Genomic DNA, 17760 nt, shown 5'->3' with positions numbered 1-17760 from the left:
AACCGCAGTCAGGCTGTCCATTCGTGGGCAGTCTTTTTTATTGACAGACGTTCCTGTAACTTTGTATGATACTGCTTGTAGTCTTAAATTAATCCTATTCGAAAACTAGGAATTGAAATCATTTATTCATTAAAAGGAGAGAGCGCTATGAAACACGGACTAAAGCTAGCAGTAGCAGCACTATCAACAGCGGGGGTGTTAGCGGCGTGCGGCGCTTCTAACGAAGAAGCAAACAAAGACGAAAAAATCGTAACGGTCGGAACAGAAGCAACATACCCACCATTTACGTATAAAGAAAAAGGCAAACTGACAGGTTATGATATCGATGTCATGAATGAAGTCGCAAAACGTGCCGGCTATAAAGTCGAGTACAAAGCGATGGACTTTAAAGGATTGATCCCGGCACTTGATTCAAAACGGATCGACGTCATCGCAAACCAAATGGGAATCACAGATGAGCGGAAAGAAAAATATGCGTTCTCTGATGCCTATACAGTTTCCGGTTCAACAATCATCGTTAACAACAAAACAAATGACATCAAGACGCTTGACGACTTAAAAGGAAAAACAGTCGGTTCGACACAAGGTTCACTCTACGCGAAAACAGCGGAAAAAGCCGGTGCGAAAGTCAAGTACTACAAAGGTGCAAACCAAGTCTTAAAAGACCTTGAAGCAGGTCGTGTCGACGCTGCGATGAACGACCGTCTGTTTGTCCTGACAGAGCTTAAAAAAGCAGGATACAAAGTAAAAGCCGTCGGTGAGACGTTTGACAAAAACGAATCAGGTCTGATGATGGCGAAAAACAGCAAGTATGCAGAGGACTTCAACAAAGCACTCGCAGAGATGCAAAAAGACGGCACACTCGCAGATCTTGGGAAAAAATACTTTAACGAGGACATCAGTAAGTGATGGAATTGTTTACAATCGTCCGCGATAATGCGGACGTTTACGGAAAGGCGATTGGCACTACACTTCTTGCAAGTGGATTTGCCATCGTCTTTGCGCTTTTTCTTGGTCTGATTCTTGCCGTCATGCGGGATAGTCGTTTTGCCGTCTTAAGCGGCTTCGCAAGATTGTATGTTTCATTTTTCCGAGGAACGCCACTGTTACTGCAAATTCTGATTTTATACAATGGTCTCGTCGTCCTTCAACTGACCGGCTTCCAAGCGCTAGCATTTGGCCTGTCACTTCACTTCTCGGCCTACATCTCGGAATCGTTCCGGGCAGCGATTTCGTCTGTTGATCGCGGACAATGGGAAGCTGCGGATTCACTCGGAATTCCACGCCGGAAGACGTTTAAGGATGTTATCCTCCCACAAGCTCTTTCACGTGCCATTCCTCCCCTGTCGAACTCGGTTATTGATATTATCAAATCGACTTCACTCGGGACAATTGTAGCCGTTGAAGAACTGACGTATGTATCGGATCAGATTTCAGCAACAACCTATCTCGTCATGCCGTTGTTACTGTTCTCAGCTGCGATTTATTGGATCATGTCGACATTAATTCAAGCGGTGCAACATCGTCTTGAAGCCCGATTCAGTATTCCGGAATAGAATAAGTACACTTGGAATCGTTACACATTCCAAGTGTTTTTTTTAATCTTTTTCAGGTTTAATACTAGCCAACACGGGAATAATCAAGTATACTAATAAAAATCAGAATTATCTGATAACTTTAAAAGGAGCGTGGCCGAGATGAAACAAGTAATTGAAGCTTTCCGTAGACAAGATGCAGAGCAGCGGATTCCAGTGCTACGCCTCGAAATCGATTATGAGCTCAGTACGCTCTTCGATGCTATCCAGGTCCATGATCAAGCAGCTGTTACAGCCAGCAAAGAACGTTTAGATAAATATCGTCAGGAAATGCTTCGCCTCGAAGCATAACCCTATAGATACTCCCATCTCAACTCCCCCTTGAGATGGGACTTTTTTTGTAAAAAAAATAGCCCGAAGGCTATTTTTCAATCGACATCCCGTCCACGGGAAGCTTTTAAGATTTCAAACCACTGTTCACGTGACAGTTCGAGTCGGGTCGCCCGAACAGCTGATTCAATGCGGTCAATTTTTCCAGAACCGACGATTGGCATGATCCGTGCCGGATGTTTGAGCAACCAAGCATAGGCTACTTCATCGATTGCTTCTGCACCGATGTCATGTCCGATTTCCTCGAGCTTGTCGCGAAGCGGCGCAAACTGCTCATCTTTGAATAATCGCCCTCCAGCTAGTGGACTCCACGCCATGAGCGGCATTTCATTTTCGTGGCATAGATCAACAGAACCGTCTTCGAAGTGCTTCAGTTCTGCAACAGACAGTTCAAGCTGATTTGTGACGAGCATGAACGGCAGTCGTGATTGAATCAGACTTTGCTGTGCCGGTGTATGGTTTGACAAACCAAACGTCCGGACTTTTCCTGACTCTTTCAGCTCAACGAAGGCTTCTGCAATTTCGTTAGGATCCATCAATGGATCCGGACGATGGATTAATAACGTATCAATGTAGTCGACACCCAGTTCCTTTAATGAACGTGTCGCGTGTTCAATGATATGTTCTTTTGTTGTATCATAAAATGATAGTTTTTGATCCGAGAAGTAGTTTCCCTTCATCTTGATTCCTGTTTTTGTGACGATTTCCATCCGTTCGCGGAGTTCAGGTTTGAGAGCCAGTGCTTCACCGAACAACCCTTCGTTCGTATAATCGCCGTAGATGTCGGCGTGGTCGAATGTTGTGATGCCGAGAGCCAAACATTGTTCAATCAGTTCAAGACGCTGCTCTGCAGTCATTTCCCATTCGTTTAATCGCCATAAACCATGTATGACCCTTGAAAATGAAAGATCTTCTGTTAACTGTATCCGTTCCATCATTACTCATCTCCCTATCTCTATATGATGCTTCATCGTTCACTTTACATGAAATTGGTAACGGTTGCACGAGTTACGCCCTCTCATAAAAAAAACCGGCAAGAGTTTCCTCTTTACCGGTTTTTAATTGGAACGCAGGCCTTACTGAATCTGTTCCACTTCTTGCATGACTTCATCTTCAATCATCTGACGTTTACGTGTTGTCTCTGCAGCATCGGGTGATGTCACACTGAAATAGAATTTAATTTTCGGTTCAGTCCCGGATGGGCGAAGGCAGAACCACGAACCGTCTTCTAACGTAAATTTCAAGACATTTGATTTTGGAAGGTTAATCGGTGATGGTGTATGCTGTACCAAATCATGCGAAATGCTTGCATCATAGTCTTCAAATAAGACGACTTTTTCACCGGCCACTTGTTTTGGCGGATGCTCACGGAATGTATCCATGATCCGGCCGATTTGTGCTACACCGTCTTTCCCTTTTAGTGTCAATGAACGAAGTGACTCTTCAAAGTAACCGAACTGTTCATAGATGGCTTGTAACGCCTCATAGAGCGTCCGTCCTTCTTTCTTGTGATACGCTGTCATCTCAGCAGCAAGCAGGCAGGCCTGGACGGCATCCTTGTCACGGCAGAAATCTCCAATCAGGTAGCCATAACTTTCTTCATAACCAAACAGATATTCATATTCTCCGGATTCATTGTATTGTTTGATTTTTTCACCGATGAATTTAAATCCTGTTAACGTATTCTCAACATGCAAGTCGTAATGTCTTGCAATCAAAGCACCAAGTTCCGATGTGACAATCGTTTTCGCGACAAAACCATTTTTCGGTAATGTGCCTTGTGCCGCTTTTTGAGACAAGATGTAATCAAGCAGTAACGCACCTGTCTGGTTTCCCGTGAGGACGACCCATTCTCCATCCGCATCACGTGTCGCAACACCGACACGGTCGGCATCCGGGTCTGTCGCAAGCAACACATCCGCATCGACACGATCTCCGTACTCGATAGCCAACTTAAATGCCGCATGCTCTTCCGGATTCGGAGAAGATACTGTCGGGAAGGCGCCATCCGGTTTCGCTTGTTCTTCGACGACCGTTACATGCTCAAAACCATAATTCTTTAATCCTACCGTGACCGGTACAAGGCCTGTCCCGTGAAGCGGAGTAAAGACAATCTTTAAAGGTGCTGTCAACTCGTCCTGAATCGTCGGTAACACACGAATTGTTTTTAATTGTTCCTGGTACGCGTCATCCAGCTGTTCTCCGACACGAACAATCAATCCGTTCGCGCGCAAGATTTCTTCCGCTTCAAGCTCGATTAAAAGTTCGTCCTCGACTTGATCGACGTAAGAGACAAGATCATCCGCTTCTTTTGGCGGCAACTGTCCACCATCATTCCCGTAGACTTTGTAGCCGTTATATTCCGGTGGATTGTGACTCGCCGTAATGACGATTCCGCCTGCTGCCCGGAGTTCGCGCACGGCAAATGACAATTCAGGTGTTGGACGGAGTCCGTCGAACAAGTACGCTTTAATCCCGTTACTGGCAAGCGTCTTCGCTGCTTCTAATGCAAACTCCGGAGAGTAATGACGGGAGTCATGTGCGATGACGATTCCCTGCGCGACTGCTTCCGCTCCTTCTGCCTTGATAAAGTCAGCAAACCCTTGTGAGGCTTTACGCACCGTGTAGACATTCATCCGGTTCGTCCCGACACCGATCTCACCACGCATACCGCCTGTCCCGAATTCCAACTCTTTGTAAAAGGCTTCTTCGGCTGCTTTGTCGTCTGCCGCAAGCGCCGTCATTTCTTCTTTTAGTTCAGTTTCTAATCCTGCAAACTGATTCCATTTTTGATACGTCTCTTTCCATGACATGTAGTGTCCACTCCTTTAAGTTTGTTTGTACGAGATATTTGTTACGACTTGCGATAAAACGGTACCTTTCATATGATTACTTTAGAAAGGGTCAAGGTGATGTTCATGTTTCCAACCATTCAAATGACTGACTTGCAACAACTTGTCCATACGGATCAGATTCGCTGGTTTGATTGTCGCTATGATTTGCAGCAACCCGATTATGGTCGTGATGCGTTTAGGGAAAGCCATGTCGCGGGCGCACAGTATTTAGATTTATCTACTGATTTATCAGGACCACGTTCCGAAACGGGCGGACGCCATCCACTGCCTTCAAAGGAGCAATGGATCCACACGTTGGAGTCACTCGGGGTCCAGCGCGATGATTTCATCGTCCTTTATGATGATGGCTTCCCTTACGCAGCACGTGCCTGGTGGCTCTTTAAATGGGCCGGGCATGAACGTGTCGTCGTCCTTGAAGGCGGACTGTCATCTTATCTCGCATTTGACTTCCCCATGAGTACGGAATCAACTGTTTTAAAAAAATCAACTTATCAAGCCGACTTTAAAGACGACATGCTGATTCAATATGAAGAGGTTAAAAATCGTCCGGCAGAAACCTATCTCGTGGATTCCCGGTCACCGGATCGATTCCATGGTCAAAACGAAACGATTGATCCCGTCGCCGGTCACATTCCGGGGGCCGTGAATTGCTTCTTCGAAAAGGCAATCTCACCAGACCGCCGCTTGAAAGATGCGGAAGATTTGAAGGAATTGTACGCTGATCTGCTCGAAGCGGAATCTCCAATTCTTTATTGCGGCAGCGGCGTGACCGCTTGCGTCAATGTCCTTGCCTTGCACGCTTTAGGGAAAACCGATGTCCGGCTCTATGCAGGATCGTACAGCGACTGGATCAGCCAAACGGATGAAGTCGCACGATAACGTACACGAAAGTCCGATTTCCATCGGACTTTTTTTAGATTTGTACCTGTTTGATGTTCCAAATGGCATTGGCATATTCTTTAATGGTCCGGTCGCTCGAGAAGACGCCCGATTTCCCGATATTCATGATGACCATCTTGTACCATTTTTCAGTGTCCTGATAGGCACGCCCGATTCTTTCCTGTGCTTGTTGGTACGATAAGAAATCTTTTAAAATCAAGTATTCATCATTGTACGTCAACAGTGAATCATAAATTGCCTGGAACTCACCTGTCGGGAAAAGCGATCCGTCCACAAGTCCGTCGATTACGCGACGAAGTTCAGGTTGTGCACTGTATTGATCGTACGCACTGTAGCCGCCATATTTTTTATAGTTCATGACTTCTTGTGGGGTCAGTCCAAAAATGAAGATGTTTGGATCTTCCACCTCATCGCGAATCTCAATGTTCGCACCGTCCAGTGTCCCGATCGTCAAGGCGCCGTTCATCATGAATTTCATGTTTCCCGTTCCTGACGCCTCATAGCTCGCTGTCGAAATTTGTTCACTGACATCACTTGCCGGGAAAATCTTTTCTGCAAGCGAGACACGATAATTCTCAAGGAATACGACTTTCATATAAGGGCTGACATCCGGATCCGAGTTAATCAGTTTCGCTAAAGAATTGATATAACGGATGACTTCTTTGGCATAATGATAGCCCGGGGCCGCCTTTGCCCCAAAAATAAAGGTCCGTGGCGTCATTTGGAACGATTGATCTTCTTTTAGACGGTAGTACAACGAATGAATATGAAGCGCGTTAAGTAATTGTCGTTTATACGCATGAAGCCGTTTGACTTGCACATCAAAAATCGAATGTGGATCTACAACGATTCCCGTCTCATTCTCAATCAACTCTGCCAATTCTTTTTTACTCGCCAACTTGATTGCCTGGATATCCTGTTGAAGCGTGGTATCCTCTGCGAATTTCGTCAGTTTTTGTAAATCAGACGGATGATTGATCCAACTGTCCCCGATTGCTTCCGTTACACGATTTGCAAGTGCCGGATTCGATAACAGGAACCAGCGTCGATGTGTGATTCCGTTCGTTTTATTATTGAAGCGAAGCGGGAACATCTCATAAAACAAACGCATTTCGCGTTGCTTGAGGATTTCCGTATGGATTTGGGCTACACCGTTCGTCGAGTGGGTACCGACGACGGCTAAGTTCGCCATGTTGATCATCCCGTCCGCAATAATGGCAATTTCACGCATATTCGCTTCCAGATGTGGATAATTATCAAGGACATCCTTACAGAATCGACGGTTGATTTCTTCGACGATTAGATAAATGCGCGGCAATAGATTGCGGAACAGATCAACCGGCCAGCGTTCCAAAGCTTCCGAAAGCAATGTATGGTTTGTAAAGGACATGACACTTTTCGTAATCCGCCATGATTCCTCCCAAGAATATTCCTCTTCATCAATCAAAATCCGCATCAATTCAGGAATCGCAACGACCGGATGCGTATCGTTGATATGAATCGCAATTTGATTTCCTAAATGCTTCAGCGATGTGTTTCGTTTTTTATGTGACAATAAGATACTCCGGAGTCCTGCCGAGACGAAGAAATACTGCTGCTTCAGACGTAAGACTTTGCCTTCATATGTCGTATCATCCGGATATAAGAATTCAGAAATCGTCTGAATGGCTTGTTTGTGACTGAGTAAGTCTTTGTAGTTGCCGCGGTGTTGGCTTAACAGTTCATCGTCGTCATACGGTGATTCAGCACTCCATAGACGTAAGTTATTGACGATGCCGTTCTGATAACCGACGATCGGCATGTCATACGGAACAGCACGAACGATTTCTGCCGGTTCATGATGAACACGATACTTGCCGCCTTCCACTTCCTCCAACCACACGTTTCCTCCGAACGGAATATCGACCGCTTTGTCGGAACGACGGATTTCCCACATGTTGCCGTTCTTCAACCAGTTATCCGGAAGTTCGACTTGGTAGCCGTCGATGATTTTTTGCTTAAATAATCCATATTGATAGCGGATGCCGTTTCCATGGCCCGGTAAGCCGAGTGCTGCGAGTGAATCAAGGAAACAGGCTGCTAAACGACCGAGTCCTCCATTCCCAAGACCCGGTTCCGGTTCTTCTTCCGTCAAATCAGCCAAATCATAGCCGAGTTCTGAAAGACCGCTTCGTACCTCTTCTAACACATCGAGACTCAACAAGTTATTGTAGAGGAATCGACCAAGTAAAAATTCAAGTGAAAAATAATAGACTTGTTTACTTTTTTTATGAATGTAAGCTTCTTTCGTCCGCATCCAATCCGTTGTGACGTATTCCCGTACCATATAGGCTAACGTTTGATAAACGTCATTTTCTGTTGCATCATCCAACGCTTTACCATGCATGGAAATAAACCGCTCATTAAACCTCTTCTTGAACTTCTCTTTGTCTTGGAACATCTAAAAACCCCATTTCCCGTAATCCCCTTCAGTCAACAGACGGTGCGATTAAACGATAGAGCGCCAAATATTCATCAGCGGAGCGAATCCAGCTAAAGTCTTCTTGCATCGCTGTTTCGATCAGATGTTTGAATACAGGTTTATCATGATACGTCTCAATCGTCCGTTTAATTGCATCCAGGAACTCTTGCGCATTATAATTCGAGAACGAGAAGCCATTTCCCTCTAAAGTGAACTGATTAAATGGTTGGACAGTGTCACGCAAGCCACCGGTTTCCCGAACAATCGGCAACGAACCGTACTTCATCGAGATCAATTGACTAAGGCCACACGGTTCGAAACGTGACGGCATCAAGAAGGCGTCACTGCCGGCATAAATCCGTTGGGCGAGTCCGACATCAAAACCGATGTAGGAAGCTACCTTGTCCGGACGAATCGTTGACGCATGCTGGAACAACCCTTCATACTCCGCTTCTCCCGAACCAAGAATGATGAACTGTGCATCGAGTTCGAACAGATCAGGCAGGATATGGGCGAGTAAATCGATTCCCTTTTGATCGACAAGACGTGAGACAAAGCCAAATAACGGAACATCCGGATTGACCGGTAAGCCAAGTTCCTGTTGTAAGGCTGCCTTGTTCACTGCTTTACCTTCTTCAACCGTCTTCACATCATAGTTTTCTACCAGATGTTCATCCGTATCCGGACTGAACTGTCTGTAATCAATTCCGTTCAAAATTCCTCGGACGTCGACGGCACGGTGTTGTAAGACCGGTTCCAATGTTTCCCCGTAGTAGGGATCCATGATTTCATCACGGTAAGACGGGCTGACAGTAGTAATTTGATTGGCATGGACAAGACCAGCCTTCATATAGTTGACGAGACCGTTATGGGCAATTCCGTCTGCAGTGAAGTGTTCGTGACTGAGACCAAGCAGATCACCCAGTACTTCTTCCGGGAAGACACCTTGATATTGCAGGTTATGGATGGTAAAGACCGTTTTGATTTCCTGATAACGGTTGAGATGCTGATAATGAATCCGTAAGAAAGCCGGTAAGACGCCGGTTTGCCAATCATGACAATGGATGACATCCGGTACTTCCTCTGCATCGACACGTTGAATCATTTCAAGGACCGCTCTTGAGAAGTACGCAAAACGCTCCGCATCGTCATAATGACCATAAATTACACCATCGCGCTTGAAGTAGTATTCATTGTCGATGAAATAAAACGTCACACCGTCTTGTTTTAGACGCAAGACTGCTCCAAATTGTTGACGCCATCCGACCGGGACGATGAAATCAAATAAAAATTCCATCTCTTGTTTGTATTGTTCTTTAATTTGACTGTAGTTCGGTAAAATAACCGAAACTTCCGCACCCTCTTCAGCAAGCGCTAAAGGGAGCGAGCCGACGACGTCAGCTAGCCCCCCTGTCTTGATGAATGGTGTCGCTTCTGTGGCAGCAAACCATACCTTCATAATGACATCCCCTTTTAAACGATTGTTTGTTTCTTGATGACAATTGGTTCTTCAGCCGTTCCACGGATGACTTGTCCGCGTTTCACTGTTACCTCTTTGTCAAGGATCGCGTATTCAACGACTGCGCCTTCTTCGATGACTGATTTTTGCATGATGATCGAGTTTTTAATACGCGCATGTTTTCCGACTTTGACACCACGGAAGAGGATGCTGTCCGTTGCCGTTCCCTCTAGCTTACATCCGTTTGCAACAAGTGAATTCTTGATTGTAGATCCCGGTAAGTAACGTGTCGGTGGTTCGTGTTTGATTTTCGTGTAAACGTGTTGGAAGTCGTTGATTGCTCCCCACTGTTCGAGTAACAGCATACTTTCACGGTAGTACGAACGAAGGGAATGAATCACTTGTGATGTACCTGTGTATTCATAACCATGGACATGAAGTCGGTTTAATTGAGAACGAATGATGCTTTGAAGCAAATCATATTCCCCGCGACCGATTGCTTCGTCAACGAGACGGACGAACAAGTTTTTTGACAGGACAACTGTTTCCATGTAGAACGTCTCATCCGATGGTTCATACCCGCGTGAACCGATTGCCGTCACACGGTTCTGTTCACTAAAACGAATCGGACGACAATAGTTACACGGCAAATCACGCTTCGTATAAACGACCGTAATATCGGCATTGGATGATTTATGTTCACGCAGCACATCGCGATAATCAACAGCGGATAAAATATTTGATCCTGTAATCACGACGTAGTTCTCTTTACTGCGTAAAAAGAAGTCGCGGTGTAAATGGAAGTTTGATAAATCACCACGGAATTCATGGGCATCTTGTGATAAAGCCGGCGGGAAGATGTATAATCCGCCGTTTGACCGGTCCAAGTCCCACTCTTTGCCGGATCCAAGATGATCCATCATGGCCCGGTATTTTTCAAGTGTAAAGACACCGATATTCGCAATCTCATTTTGAACCATGTTTGTTAATGTGAAATCGATGAGTCGATAACGACCTGCGAATGGTACGGCAGCCAAGTTGCGGTGTTCCGTCAATTCTTTAAAGAATCCTTCTTCACCGCTCAGATTGATGACTCCTAGTAAATCTGTTTTCATCGGTACTTCCCCCTTATTGGATCGCTTCTTTGATGACTTCATTTTTCGGAATGACACTGTTCGCTTCGATGACAAAGACTTCGCCGTTCGGTGTTCCGATTGTTGCCCCGTCTTCTACGACGACGCCGTCTGCGAGAATCGCCCGGTGAATCGTGACGTCTTTACCGATCTTAACGTTCGGGAAGATGACCGAATCCTTCACAAGTGAACCTTCTGCGACGTCAACGCCGTAAAAGAGAACCGAATGATTGATTTCGCCTTCGATATGGCATCCTTCGTTGATGATCGAAGTATCGATTGAAGCATTGTTCCCGATGTACTGTGGTTGTTGATTTGGATTGACGGAGTGTACTTTCCAAGACGGTTCATACAAATCAAACTCCGGATCCGCTGCAAGTAAATCCATGTTGGCTTCCCAAAGTGATTGGATTGTTCCGACGTCTTTCCAGTATCCCTTGAATTTATAGGCACGAATATTTAGGTTTTCAAATAGCATGTTCGGAATGATGTTTTTCCCGAAGTCAAAGCTTGATTCTGCATCCCCGGCATCTTGAATCAAGTGACGTTTCAAGACATCCCAGTTAAAGACGTAAATTCCCATCGAAGCCAGGTTTGATTTCGGATTTTCCGGTTTTTCTTCAAATTCATTGATTCGAAGATCTTCGTCCGTATTCAGGATCCCGAAGCGCGGTGCTTCTTCCCAAGGGACTTCGCGAACAGAAATCGTGACGTCTGCTCCCCCTTGACGATGTTCCTCAATCATTTTTTCGTAATCCATTTTGTAGATGTGATCCCCTGACAATACAAGCACATAATCTGGATCGTATTGGTTGATGTAACTCATATTCCGGTAGATGGCATTCGCCGTTCCTTCATACCAGTTTTTCCCGTTTTGGGCTTGGTATGGTGGCAGGATCGTTAATCCACCGTTACGGCGGTCAAGATCCCAGGCACTTCCGATTCCAAGATAGCGGTTCAGTTCAAGTGGTTCATATTGCGTCAAGACTCCTACTGTGTCGATTCCTGAGTTCGTACAGTTAGATAACGGGAAATCAATGATTCGATATTTCCCTCCAAACGCGACCGCCGGTTTTGCAGTGTGTTTCGTAAGTGCTCCTAGACGTTTTCCTTCTCCGCCAGCAAGCAACATCGCGACGACATTCTTTTTAGCCATTTCGTCCCCTCCAGTTTGTGCTCTTTTTGTCCATCAATCATGTGTTTTAATTTATACAGATACTCTTATATACCCACCTTTTCTCTTTTTAATATAACATTCCTGCAAAATAGGTTTATTAAAATACAAATTTCTTAAATTTTTCTACTGTTTTCTCCATAAAAGACCGATAATAGGAATGAAATGCCGTTTGAAAGGAGTTTTCATGAGAATCACGACCGGATACACCTTAGTGTTGGCTTTAGCTTTTAGTTTAGTACTAACACTTTTTTCAGTTCGTAATCAGTTGGATCTTGCCCAGGATTTATTCCGTTGGGCAGATCAAAAAACGACTGATCGCCCCCTCGCATCGTATCAACCGATTACTGTCACGTACCAAAAAGAACGCCTCGAGCTTTATGACGGGTTACGCCGGAATGATTTGAAAGCAAATGCTTTACCGCCAAAGGTCGAGCAGGCTTTCATTGCAATTGAAGACCGGCGATTTTATCAACATGACGGTTATGATATCACCGGTATTTTGCGAGCGTTTACAGAAAATCAATCCGGCGATAACAAAGGTCAAGGCGGGAGTACCATCACCCAGCAACTGGCACGGATGACTTATCTTTCCACAGAAAAAACCTATACTAGAAAAATAAAAGAAATTTTGATTGCGATCGAATTGGAACAAAAATATTCAAAAAAAGAGCTTTTAACGGCGTATGTCAATCAAGCTTATTTTGCGAATAATATCTACGGCATCGAACTCGCAGCAACATCCTATCTTGGAAAACATGCAAAAGATTTAAACTGGGCGGAAGTCAGCTATTTGGCTTCGATTCCAAACAATCCGTCTCTTTACAATCCATTGCGGTTTCCGAAAAATACAAGCAAGCGCCAACAACGCATTTTAAAAGCTTTGCAGCAGACGCAAAACATTTCAAACAAAGCCCGGAAGCAGTCGGTCAACCTTTCGTTTCATAAGCCGACCATCCGGTATCCTGATTACATTGATGCCAGCGTATCAGAAGCAATCCGCCAAACAGCCGCTTTAAAAAATTTGAGCATGTCACAGGCTGAACAGTATTTACATCAACATGGCGCCGTCATTCAGACTTATCTTGATCCGGCAGAACAGACGCGGGCCAAACAAGCGATTCAACAACTCCCCCAACCGATTGAAGGCGCTTACGTCGGAATCGATGGAGATACACGTGGTGTAACAGCACTTGTCGGCAACAAGTCCAATGTACCGGGACAGCTCAACCGGGCGGTTCAGTCTTACCGTCAGCCTGGGTCAACGTTGAAACCATTACTTGTTTATGGTCCCTACCTTGAAAAGACGAAAAAAACATTAACGAGTCGATTGGACGGAAGTCCTGTTTGTTTTGACGGGTACTGTCCGCAAAACAGTAGCAACCGGATTCTCGGAAGCGTGACGATTGCTGATGCGATTGCTTACTCCTACAATACACCAGCCTTACGTGCTTTTTCTGTTTCGTTTAATGAAGGATTGAAGACGATCCGACCGTTCCGGTTCAGTCAATGGACGGAAGAAGATAATTCCTACAACAGTGCATTAGGCGGGTTGAAGTATGGCGTCAGTCCACTTGAACTGACTAGTGCCTATACAACCTTTGTCAATGATGGACTTTACAGTCCCTCTTCGATGATCCGCACCATCACGACGGATCAGGGAGCACTTTACCGGCATACGATGTCAACGGACCGGATCTGGTCGAGCCGGACAAACCAATTACTGCGCAAAGGGCTCCACAACGTCATGACCTATGGAACAGGACGCTTGGGTTATGATTCTAATCCTGCCTATACAGGAGGCAAGACCGGTACGACAAACGACAATAAAGACATGTGGTTTGTCGGCATAAAGAATCAACATGTCGGAGGAATCTGGCTTGGGGCAGATATTCCCCGTGCCTTCCCAAGCGAAGCGAACAGTACATTACAGGTCAGAACGTGGGCTTCGATTGTCCAATGACTTATTTCGTAAACAAAACGGCTTGTCCTAGCGAATTGAACAAGCTCAGTCCGACCCAGGTCAATCCGGCCAGTAACATGCCCCATGCCAGAAAAAGAAATACCACTAGTCCGATGGCTCCTGCAGTGGAGGTCATTTTACTGATTTGAAACACGTAAAAGAAAAAATAGATTAAAAAAGAACTTGCCAGTACGAGACAAACTAACGGGAACGATGTCATGAATGCAAAACTGATGCATCCTCCGATCAACAGGAGAATACTGCCGGGGCGTAACATACTCAATGTCGTTCCCACCTGTTCTTTGATGAAAAACGCAAACCCAAGCTGATTAATCGTATCGGAAATCAGTTTCAAAGAACTGAAGATCATGAAATAAATGATTAAAAAGCCAAGCCATACGAGCAACTTCGTGTTACGTGCACTAAGTATTTGTAGTAGCTCGTCGTACACCCCGACGTCATTCAACCACGTCAGTGCAAGCTCAGACGTAGCAATCGCAAGAGACGTACTGAACAGCAGGATGCTGATCAGAGGGGCATAACTCAATAAGTAGACGTTCGTCCGCATTTCGAATCTCCATTCATAGAAATTTCATATGTAGCACACAATTACACTTACAAGTATACTATAATAGATTATATCGGTTATTGAGACTAAAGGGGGAAGCAAAAATGGCATTTATTTTAATGGTAGGCGTTAGCCTCGCTTTCTTGACAGCGATTTTTACTGCAGGTTACAACAAAAAACCTGAAGGTAACGAATAAAACAAATCCCCCTGCCCGTTCATTCGGGTCAGGGGGATCTGTTGTTTTACAGTAGATTCGCATATCCTTGTTGCCGGAGTGCTTCATACACGATGATGGCAGCCGTGTTCGAGACATTGAGCGAACGAACAAGATTCGATTGCGGAAGACGGATGCAACGATCCAGATTCTCATCAATGACGTTTAACGGTAATCCTTTTGTTTCGCGTCCGAAAACAAAAAAGTAGTCTTCTTCAACGTTCGATAAATCCACTTGGCTTGGATATTTTTCGCCATACTTCGTGATATAGTAGAACGTCCCATCCGGATGTTTATCCCACAACTCTTCCAACGAATCATGATACCTTACATCAACGAACTCCCAATAATCAAGACCTGCCCGTTTCAACTGTTTATCATCCGTTGAAAACCCAAGCGGTCGAATTAAATGTAAGACTGAATGCGTCGCTGCGCATGTCCGTGAAATATTACCTGTATTTTGTGGAATTTCTGGTTGATACATGACGACGTGAATGGCCATTAATTCTTCTCTCCTAACTCATGCGCAAGCAGCGCTTCTTTATGGGCAATGCCACTGGCAAAACCCGTCATTTTACCGGATGCCCCAATAATCCGGTGACAGGGATAAATCAAAGCGATTGGATTCCGATTCAAAGCACCTCCGACTGCACGGGCCGCCTTTTCGGAACCAATCATTCGTGCCAGTTGTCCATAACTTGCTGTCTGGCCGAACGGAATCAATCTCAATGCTTCCAAGACACGCTGCTGGAAGACGGTCACTTCTAGCCGGCAAGGAACGTCATCCAATGCGCCCGGCTGTCCTCGTTCATATGCTTCAAGTGCATCGGCTAGAAAATCAGGCAACGGTGCCTCATAATAGGCAGCTTCGTCAAGATATTGCTTCAGACGATTCATGTCATGTCCAAAATCGAGATAGACGACTTCCTCTTCTTCCCACCCGATAACCAACTCACCAAACGTATAGGTCAATTTTTTATACGGCATGCCCGCTCCCCCATTCCTCAAGCAAACGATTCCCTTCCACTTGAACATCTTCCGCAGAATCAGTCAACAGACGCCCTTGGATATAGTCTTTTGCTTCTTGACCGGCAATCCGACCAATTGCCCAGACGGCAAGGGCTCGCATATCTTCCCGCTGATCGGTTTCAGCCATCACTCGCAAAGCCTCGAGTGCCGTCTGGTCTTGATAATGTACGAGCGCACAGACGGCGTTACGTTGAATTGGTTTTTTCCCACGCCATGCACCCGATAATGAACCAAACCGTGTTTTAAATTCACGATTACTAAGAGAAAGCAACGGAATGAGTAACGGTTTGACCTGTTCCGGATCAGGTTGCAGTTCGCTGTGTTGTGTGGCATGTTTTTTCCGGTTGTATGGACAAACTTGCTGACAGGTATCACAACCGTATAAACGATTTCCGAGGGCATATCGGAAATGTTCAGGAATCAGAGTCTTCGTTTGCGTAATGAACGAGATGCAACGTTTCGCATCGATGACACCCGGTTCAATCAGTGCATCCGTTGGACAAGCATCGAGACATTTATTGCAGGAACCGCACAACTCTTCGACCGGCTCATCCGGAGGCAGATATTGATCTGTAATCAATTCTCCTAAATAAAGATAAGAACCATGTTCCTCGCTAATGATGGAACAGTTTTTCCCGCTGAATCCGATCCCTGCCCGTTCGGCGACCGCACGATCGACCAGTTCTCCCGTGTCGACCATCGAACGTGATCGAGCTCCGGGGATCAGTTCTTGAATTTTTTCTTCCAGCAATTTCAATCGCTGCTTCAGAGCCTGATGGTAGTCCAGTCCCCAAGAAGAACGTCCAAAGATTCCGCGCCGTTCCCCTTCTTTTCCACGCGGAGCATCCTTGAGCTTACTTGGATAAGCGACGGCGATTGCGATGATGGAGACGGCATCATCCAGTAACAGCGTTGGTGTCGTCCGCCGTTCAAGATCGGGTTCTTCAAATCCGGAAGCATATCCTTTTTCTTGTTGTTGAATGAGACGCTGTTTCATCACCAAAAAAGGATCCGCTGTCGTAATACGGAATTCATCGATACCAATTTCTTTGGCATACCTCTGCAATTCTTTTTTCAACAATTCCCCCTGCATCGTATCTCTCCTTTCGCTTGTTTATCTCCATGCTAAACAAAAAGAGCAAAGTGTCAATTAAAAACGACACGTTGCTCTTTTCAGGTAAGCGGGTGAAGGGAATCGAACCCTCATCATCAGCTTGGAAGGCTGAGGTTTTACCACTAAACTACACCCGCATAATCAGGTGAATCTTAAATGAGATCGTACAAAGGTAAAAGCGGGTGAAGGGAATCGAACCCTCATCATCAGCTTGGAAGGCTGAGGTTTTACCACTAAACTACACCCGCAAGATACCGGTGGTCGGAATCGAACCGACACTCCAAAGGAACACGATTTTGAGTCGTGCGCGTCTACCAGTTCCGCCACACCGGCACAATCTCTTGCAAAACTATTCAATTAAGAATTATTGGAGGCGCCAGTCAGAATCGAACTGACGATAGAGGAGTTGCAGTCCTCTGCCTTACCACTTGGCTATGGCGCCATTTATTGGAGCGGAAGACGGGATTCGAACCCGCGACCCCGACCTTGGCAAGGTCGTATTCTACCACTGAACTACTTCCGCACAAAAAGCTGGGCTGGAAGGGATCGAACCTTCGCATGCTGGAATCAAAATCCAGTGCCTTACCACTTGGCCACAGCCCAATAATAAAAGGGCGACTGATGGGAATTGAACCCACGAATGCCGGAATCACAATCCGGTGCGTTAACCACTTCGCCACAATCGCCATAATAATAAAACAGGGGCAGCAGGAATCGAACCCGCGCTGACGGTTTTGGAGACCGTAGTTCTACCGCTAAACTATGCCCCTAAAGTGGTGGGGGGGGGCGGATTCGAACCGCCGAACCCGAGGGAGCGGATTTACAGTCCGCCGCGTTTAGCCACTTCGCTACCCCCCCACAAATGGGAAAACATTAAAAATCATATGGTGGCTTTGGACGGAATCGAACCGCCGACACGAGGATTTTCAGTCCTCTGCTCTACCGACTGAGCTACAAAGCCTTA

General features: G+C 45.7%; 15 protein-coding genes and 10 tRNA genes. 5 read left to right on the top strand and 20 right to left on the bottom strand.

What is annotated here, in order from left to right; genetic code table 11:
• Nucleotides 1-147 precede the first annotated feature (147 nt).
• From AC3IRK_RS03725 to AC3IRK_RS03715, 3 genes are all read left to right on the top strand, one after another.
• Nucleotides 148-909: a transporter substrate-binding domain-containing protein gene (locus AC3IRK_RS03725; protein ID WP_131973266.1), complete on the top strand. Its 762-nt coding sequence runs from the start codon at nucleotides 148-150 to the stop codon at nucleotides 907-909.
• Nucleotides 909-1556, top strand: a complete 648-nt coding sequence (locus tag AC3IRK_RS03720; RefSeq protein ID WP_114596516.1) for an amino acid ABC transporter permease — start codon at nucleotides 909-911, stop codon at nucleotides 1554-1556. Before AC3IRK_RS03725 ends, AC3IRK_RS03720 begins: the two co-directional genes overlap by 1 nt.
• Before the next feature lie 141 nt (nucleotides 1557-1697).
• A complete protein-coding gene (locus tag AC3IRK_RS03715; RefSeq protein WP_012369580.1) occupies nucleotides 1698-1886 on the top strand; it encodes a hypothetical protein in 189 nt (62 codons plus the stop codon).
• 77 nt (nucleotides 1887-1963) lie between these two features.
• Here AC3IRK_RS03715 and AC3IRK_RS03710 read toward each other — a convergent pair whose 3' ends face one another.
• Nucleotides 1964-2860, bottom strand: coding sequence for an aldo/keto reductase (locus AC3IRK_RS03710; RefSeq protein WP_165871667.1), 897 nt, complete (start codon nucleotides 2858-2860; stop codon nucleotides 1964-1966).
• A gap of 141 nt (nucleotides 2861-3001) precedes the next feature.
• Nucleotides 3002-4738, bottom strand: coding sequence for a phospho-sugar mutase (locus AC3IRK_RS03705; protein WP_131503853.1), 1737 nt, complete (start codon nucleotides 4736-4738; stop codon nucleotides 3002-3004).
• 105 nt (nucleotides 4739-4843) lie between these two features.
• On the opposite strand from AC3IRK_RS03705, the gene AC3IRK_RS03700 reads away from it, so the two are divergent.
• Entirely contained in the window at nucleotides 4844-5659 is an 816-nt protein-coding gene (locus AC3IRK_RS03700; RefSeq protein ID WP_251138686.1) for a sulfurtransferase, read from the top strand.
• Nucleotides 5660-5693: 34 nt separating this feature from the next.
• On the opposite strand, the gene AC3IRK_RS03695 is transcribed toward AC3IRK_RS03700, so the two are convergent.
• From AC3IRK_RS03695 to AC3IRK_RS03680, 4 genes are read right to left on the bottom strand one after another with little or no spacing between them, the layout of a single operon-like run.
• Nucleotides 5694-8120 carry a glycogen/starch/alpha-glucan phosphorylase gene (locus AC3IRK_RS03695; RefSeq protein ID WP_489170416.1) on the bottom strand — a complete coding sequence of 809 codons (2427 nt, stop codon included), beginning with the start codon at nucleotides 8118-8120 and terminating at the stop codon, nucleotides 5694-5696.
• A gap of 28 nt (nucleotides 8121-8148) precedes the next feature.
• On the bottom strand, nucleotides 8149-9600 hold the full coding sequence (gene glgA, locus AC3IRK_RS03690; RefSeq protein ID WP_489170415.1) for a glycogen synthase GlgA: 1452 nt from the start codon (nucleotides 9598-9600) through the stop codon (nucleotides 8149-8151).
• A 14-nt stretch (nucleotides 9601-9614) separates the two neighbouring features.
• Nucleotides 9615-10715 carry a glucose-1-phosphate adenylyltransferase subunit GlgD gene (glgD, locus tag AC3IRK_RS03685; RefSeq protein ID WP_131973269.1) on the bottom strand — a complete coding sequence of 367 codons (1101 nt, stop codon included), beginning with the start codon at nucleotides 10713-10715 and terminating at the stop codon, nucleotides 9615-9617.
• A gap of 13 nt (nucleotides 10716-10728) precedes the next feature.
• A complete protein-coding gene (locus AC3IRK_RS03680) occupies nucleotides 10729-11889 on the bottom strand; it encodes a glucose-1-phosphate adenylyltransferase (protein WP_131503848.1) in 1161 nt (386 codons plus the stop codon).
• Between the two features lie 205 nt (nucleotides 11890-12094).
• Between AC3IRK_RS03680 and AC3IRK_RS03675 the strand changes: the two genes are divergently transcribed.
• Entirely contained in the window at nucleotides 12095-13870 is a 1776-nt protein-coding gene (locus tag AC3IRK_RS03675; protein WP_214854244.1) for a transglycosylase domain-containing protein, read from the top strand.
• 1 nt (nucleotide 13871) lies between these two features.
• On the opposite strand, the gene AC3IRK_RS03670 is transcribed toward AC3IRK_RS03675, so the two are convergent.
• The 14 genes from AC3IRK_RS03670 to AC3IRK_RS03605 form a co-directional block, all read right to left on the bottom strand.
• On the bottom strand, nucleotides 13872-14438 hold the full coding sequence (locus AC3IRK_RS03670; protein ID WP_131503846.1) for a DUF5366 family protein: 567 nt from the start codon (nucleotides 14436-14438) through the stop codon (nucleotides 13872-13874).
• Nucleotides 14439-14681: 243 nt separating this feature from the next.
• Entirely contained in the window at nucleotides 14682-15155 is a 474-nt protein-coding gene (trmL, locus tag AC3IRK_RS03665; RefSeq protein ID WP_026829115.1) for a tRNA (uridine(34)/cytosine(34)/5-carboxymethylaminomethyluridine(34)-2'-O)-methyltransferase TrmL, read from the bottom strand.
• Nucleotides 15155-15640, bottom strand: coding sequence for a methylated-DNA--[protein]-cysteine S-methyltransferase (locus AC3IRK_RS03660; protein WP_489170414.1), 486 nt, complete (start codon nucleotides 15638-15640; stop codon nucleotides 15155-15157). Before AC3IRK_RS03660 ends, trmL begins: the two co-directional genes overlap by 1 nt.
• The gene (gene queG, locus AC3IRK_RS03655) at nucleotides 15630-16775 is read right to left on the bottom strand and encodes a tRNA epoxyqueuosine(34) reductase QueG (RefSeq protein ID WP_489170413.1); all 1146 of its coding nucleotides are present in this window, start codon (nucleotides 16773-16775) and stop codon (nucleotides 15630-15632) included. The genes AC3IRK_RS03660 and queG overlap by 11 nt, the downstream gene beginning before the upstream one ends.
• Nucleotides 16776-16862: 87 nt before the next feature.
• Nucleotides 16863-16933, bottom strand: a tRNA-Gly gene (locus AC3IRK_RS03650).
• A gap of 40 nt (nucleotides 16934-16973) precedes the next feature.
• Nucleotides 16974-17044 (bottom strand) — tRNA-Gly (locus AC3IRK_RS03645).
• A 4-nt stretch (nucleotides 17045-17048) separates the two neighbouring features.
• Nucleotides 17049-17129 (bottom strand) — tRNA-Leu (locus AC3IRK_RS03640).
• Between the two features lie 35 nt (nucleotides 17130-17164).
• Nucleotides 17165-17238, bottom strand: a tRNA-Cys gene (locus AC3IRK_RS03635).
• Between the two features lie 6 nt (nucleotides 17239-17244).
• Nucleotides 17245-17319 (bottom strand) — tRNA-Gly (locus AC3IRK_RS03630).
• An 8-nt stretch (nucleotides 17320-17327) separates the two neighbouring features.
• Nucleotides 17328-17399: transfer RNA gene (locus AC3IRK_RS03625), tRNA-Gln, on the bottom strand.
• A 10-nt stretch (nucleotides 17400-17409) separates the two neighbouring features.
• Nucleotides 17410-17482: transfer RNA gene (locus tag AC3IRK_RS03620), tRNA-His, on the bottom strand.
• A 13-nt stretch (nucleotides 17483-17495) separates the two neighbouring features.
• Nucleotides 17496-17566: transfer RNA gene (locus tag AC3IRK_RS03615), tRNA-Trp, on the bottom strand.
• Nucleotides 17567-17570: 4 nt separating this feature from the next.
• Nucleotides 17571-17654 (bottom strand) — tRNA-Tyr (locus AC3IRK_RS03610).
• A 27-nt stretch (nucleotides 17655-17681) separates the two neighbouring features.
• Nucleotides 17682-17757, bottom strand: a tRNA-Phe gene (locus AC3IRK_RS03605).
• Nucleotides 17758-17760 lie beyond the last annotated feature (3 nt).

The sequence above is a fragment of the Exiguobacterium sp. GL_137 genome, assembly GCF_057834585.1.
This window is presented reverse-complemented; position numbering and strand designations above follow the sequence as displayed.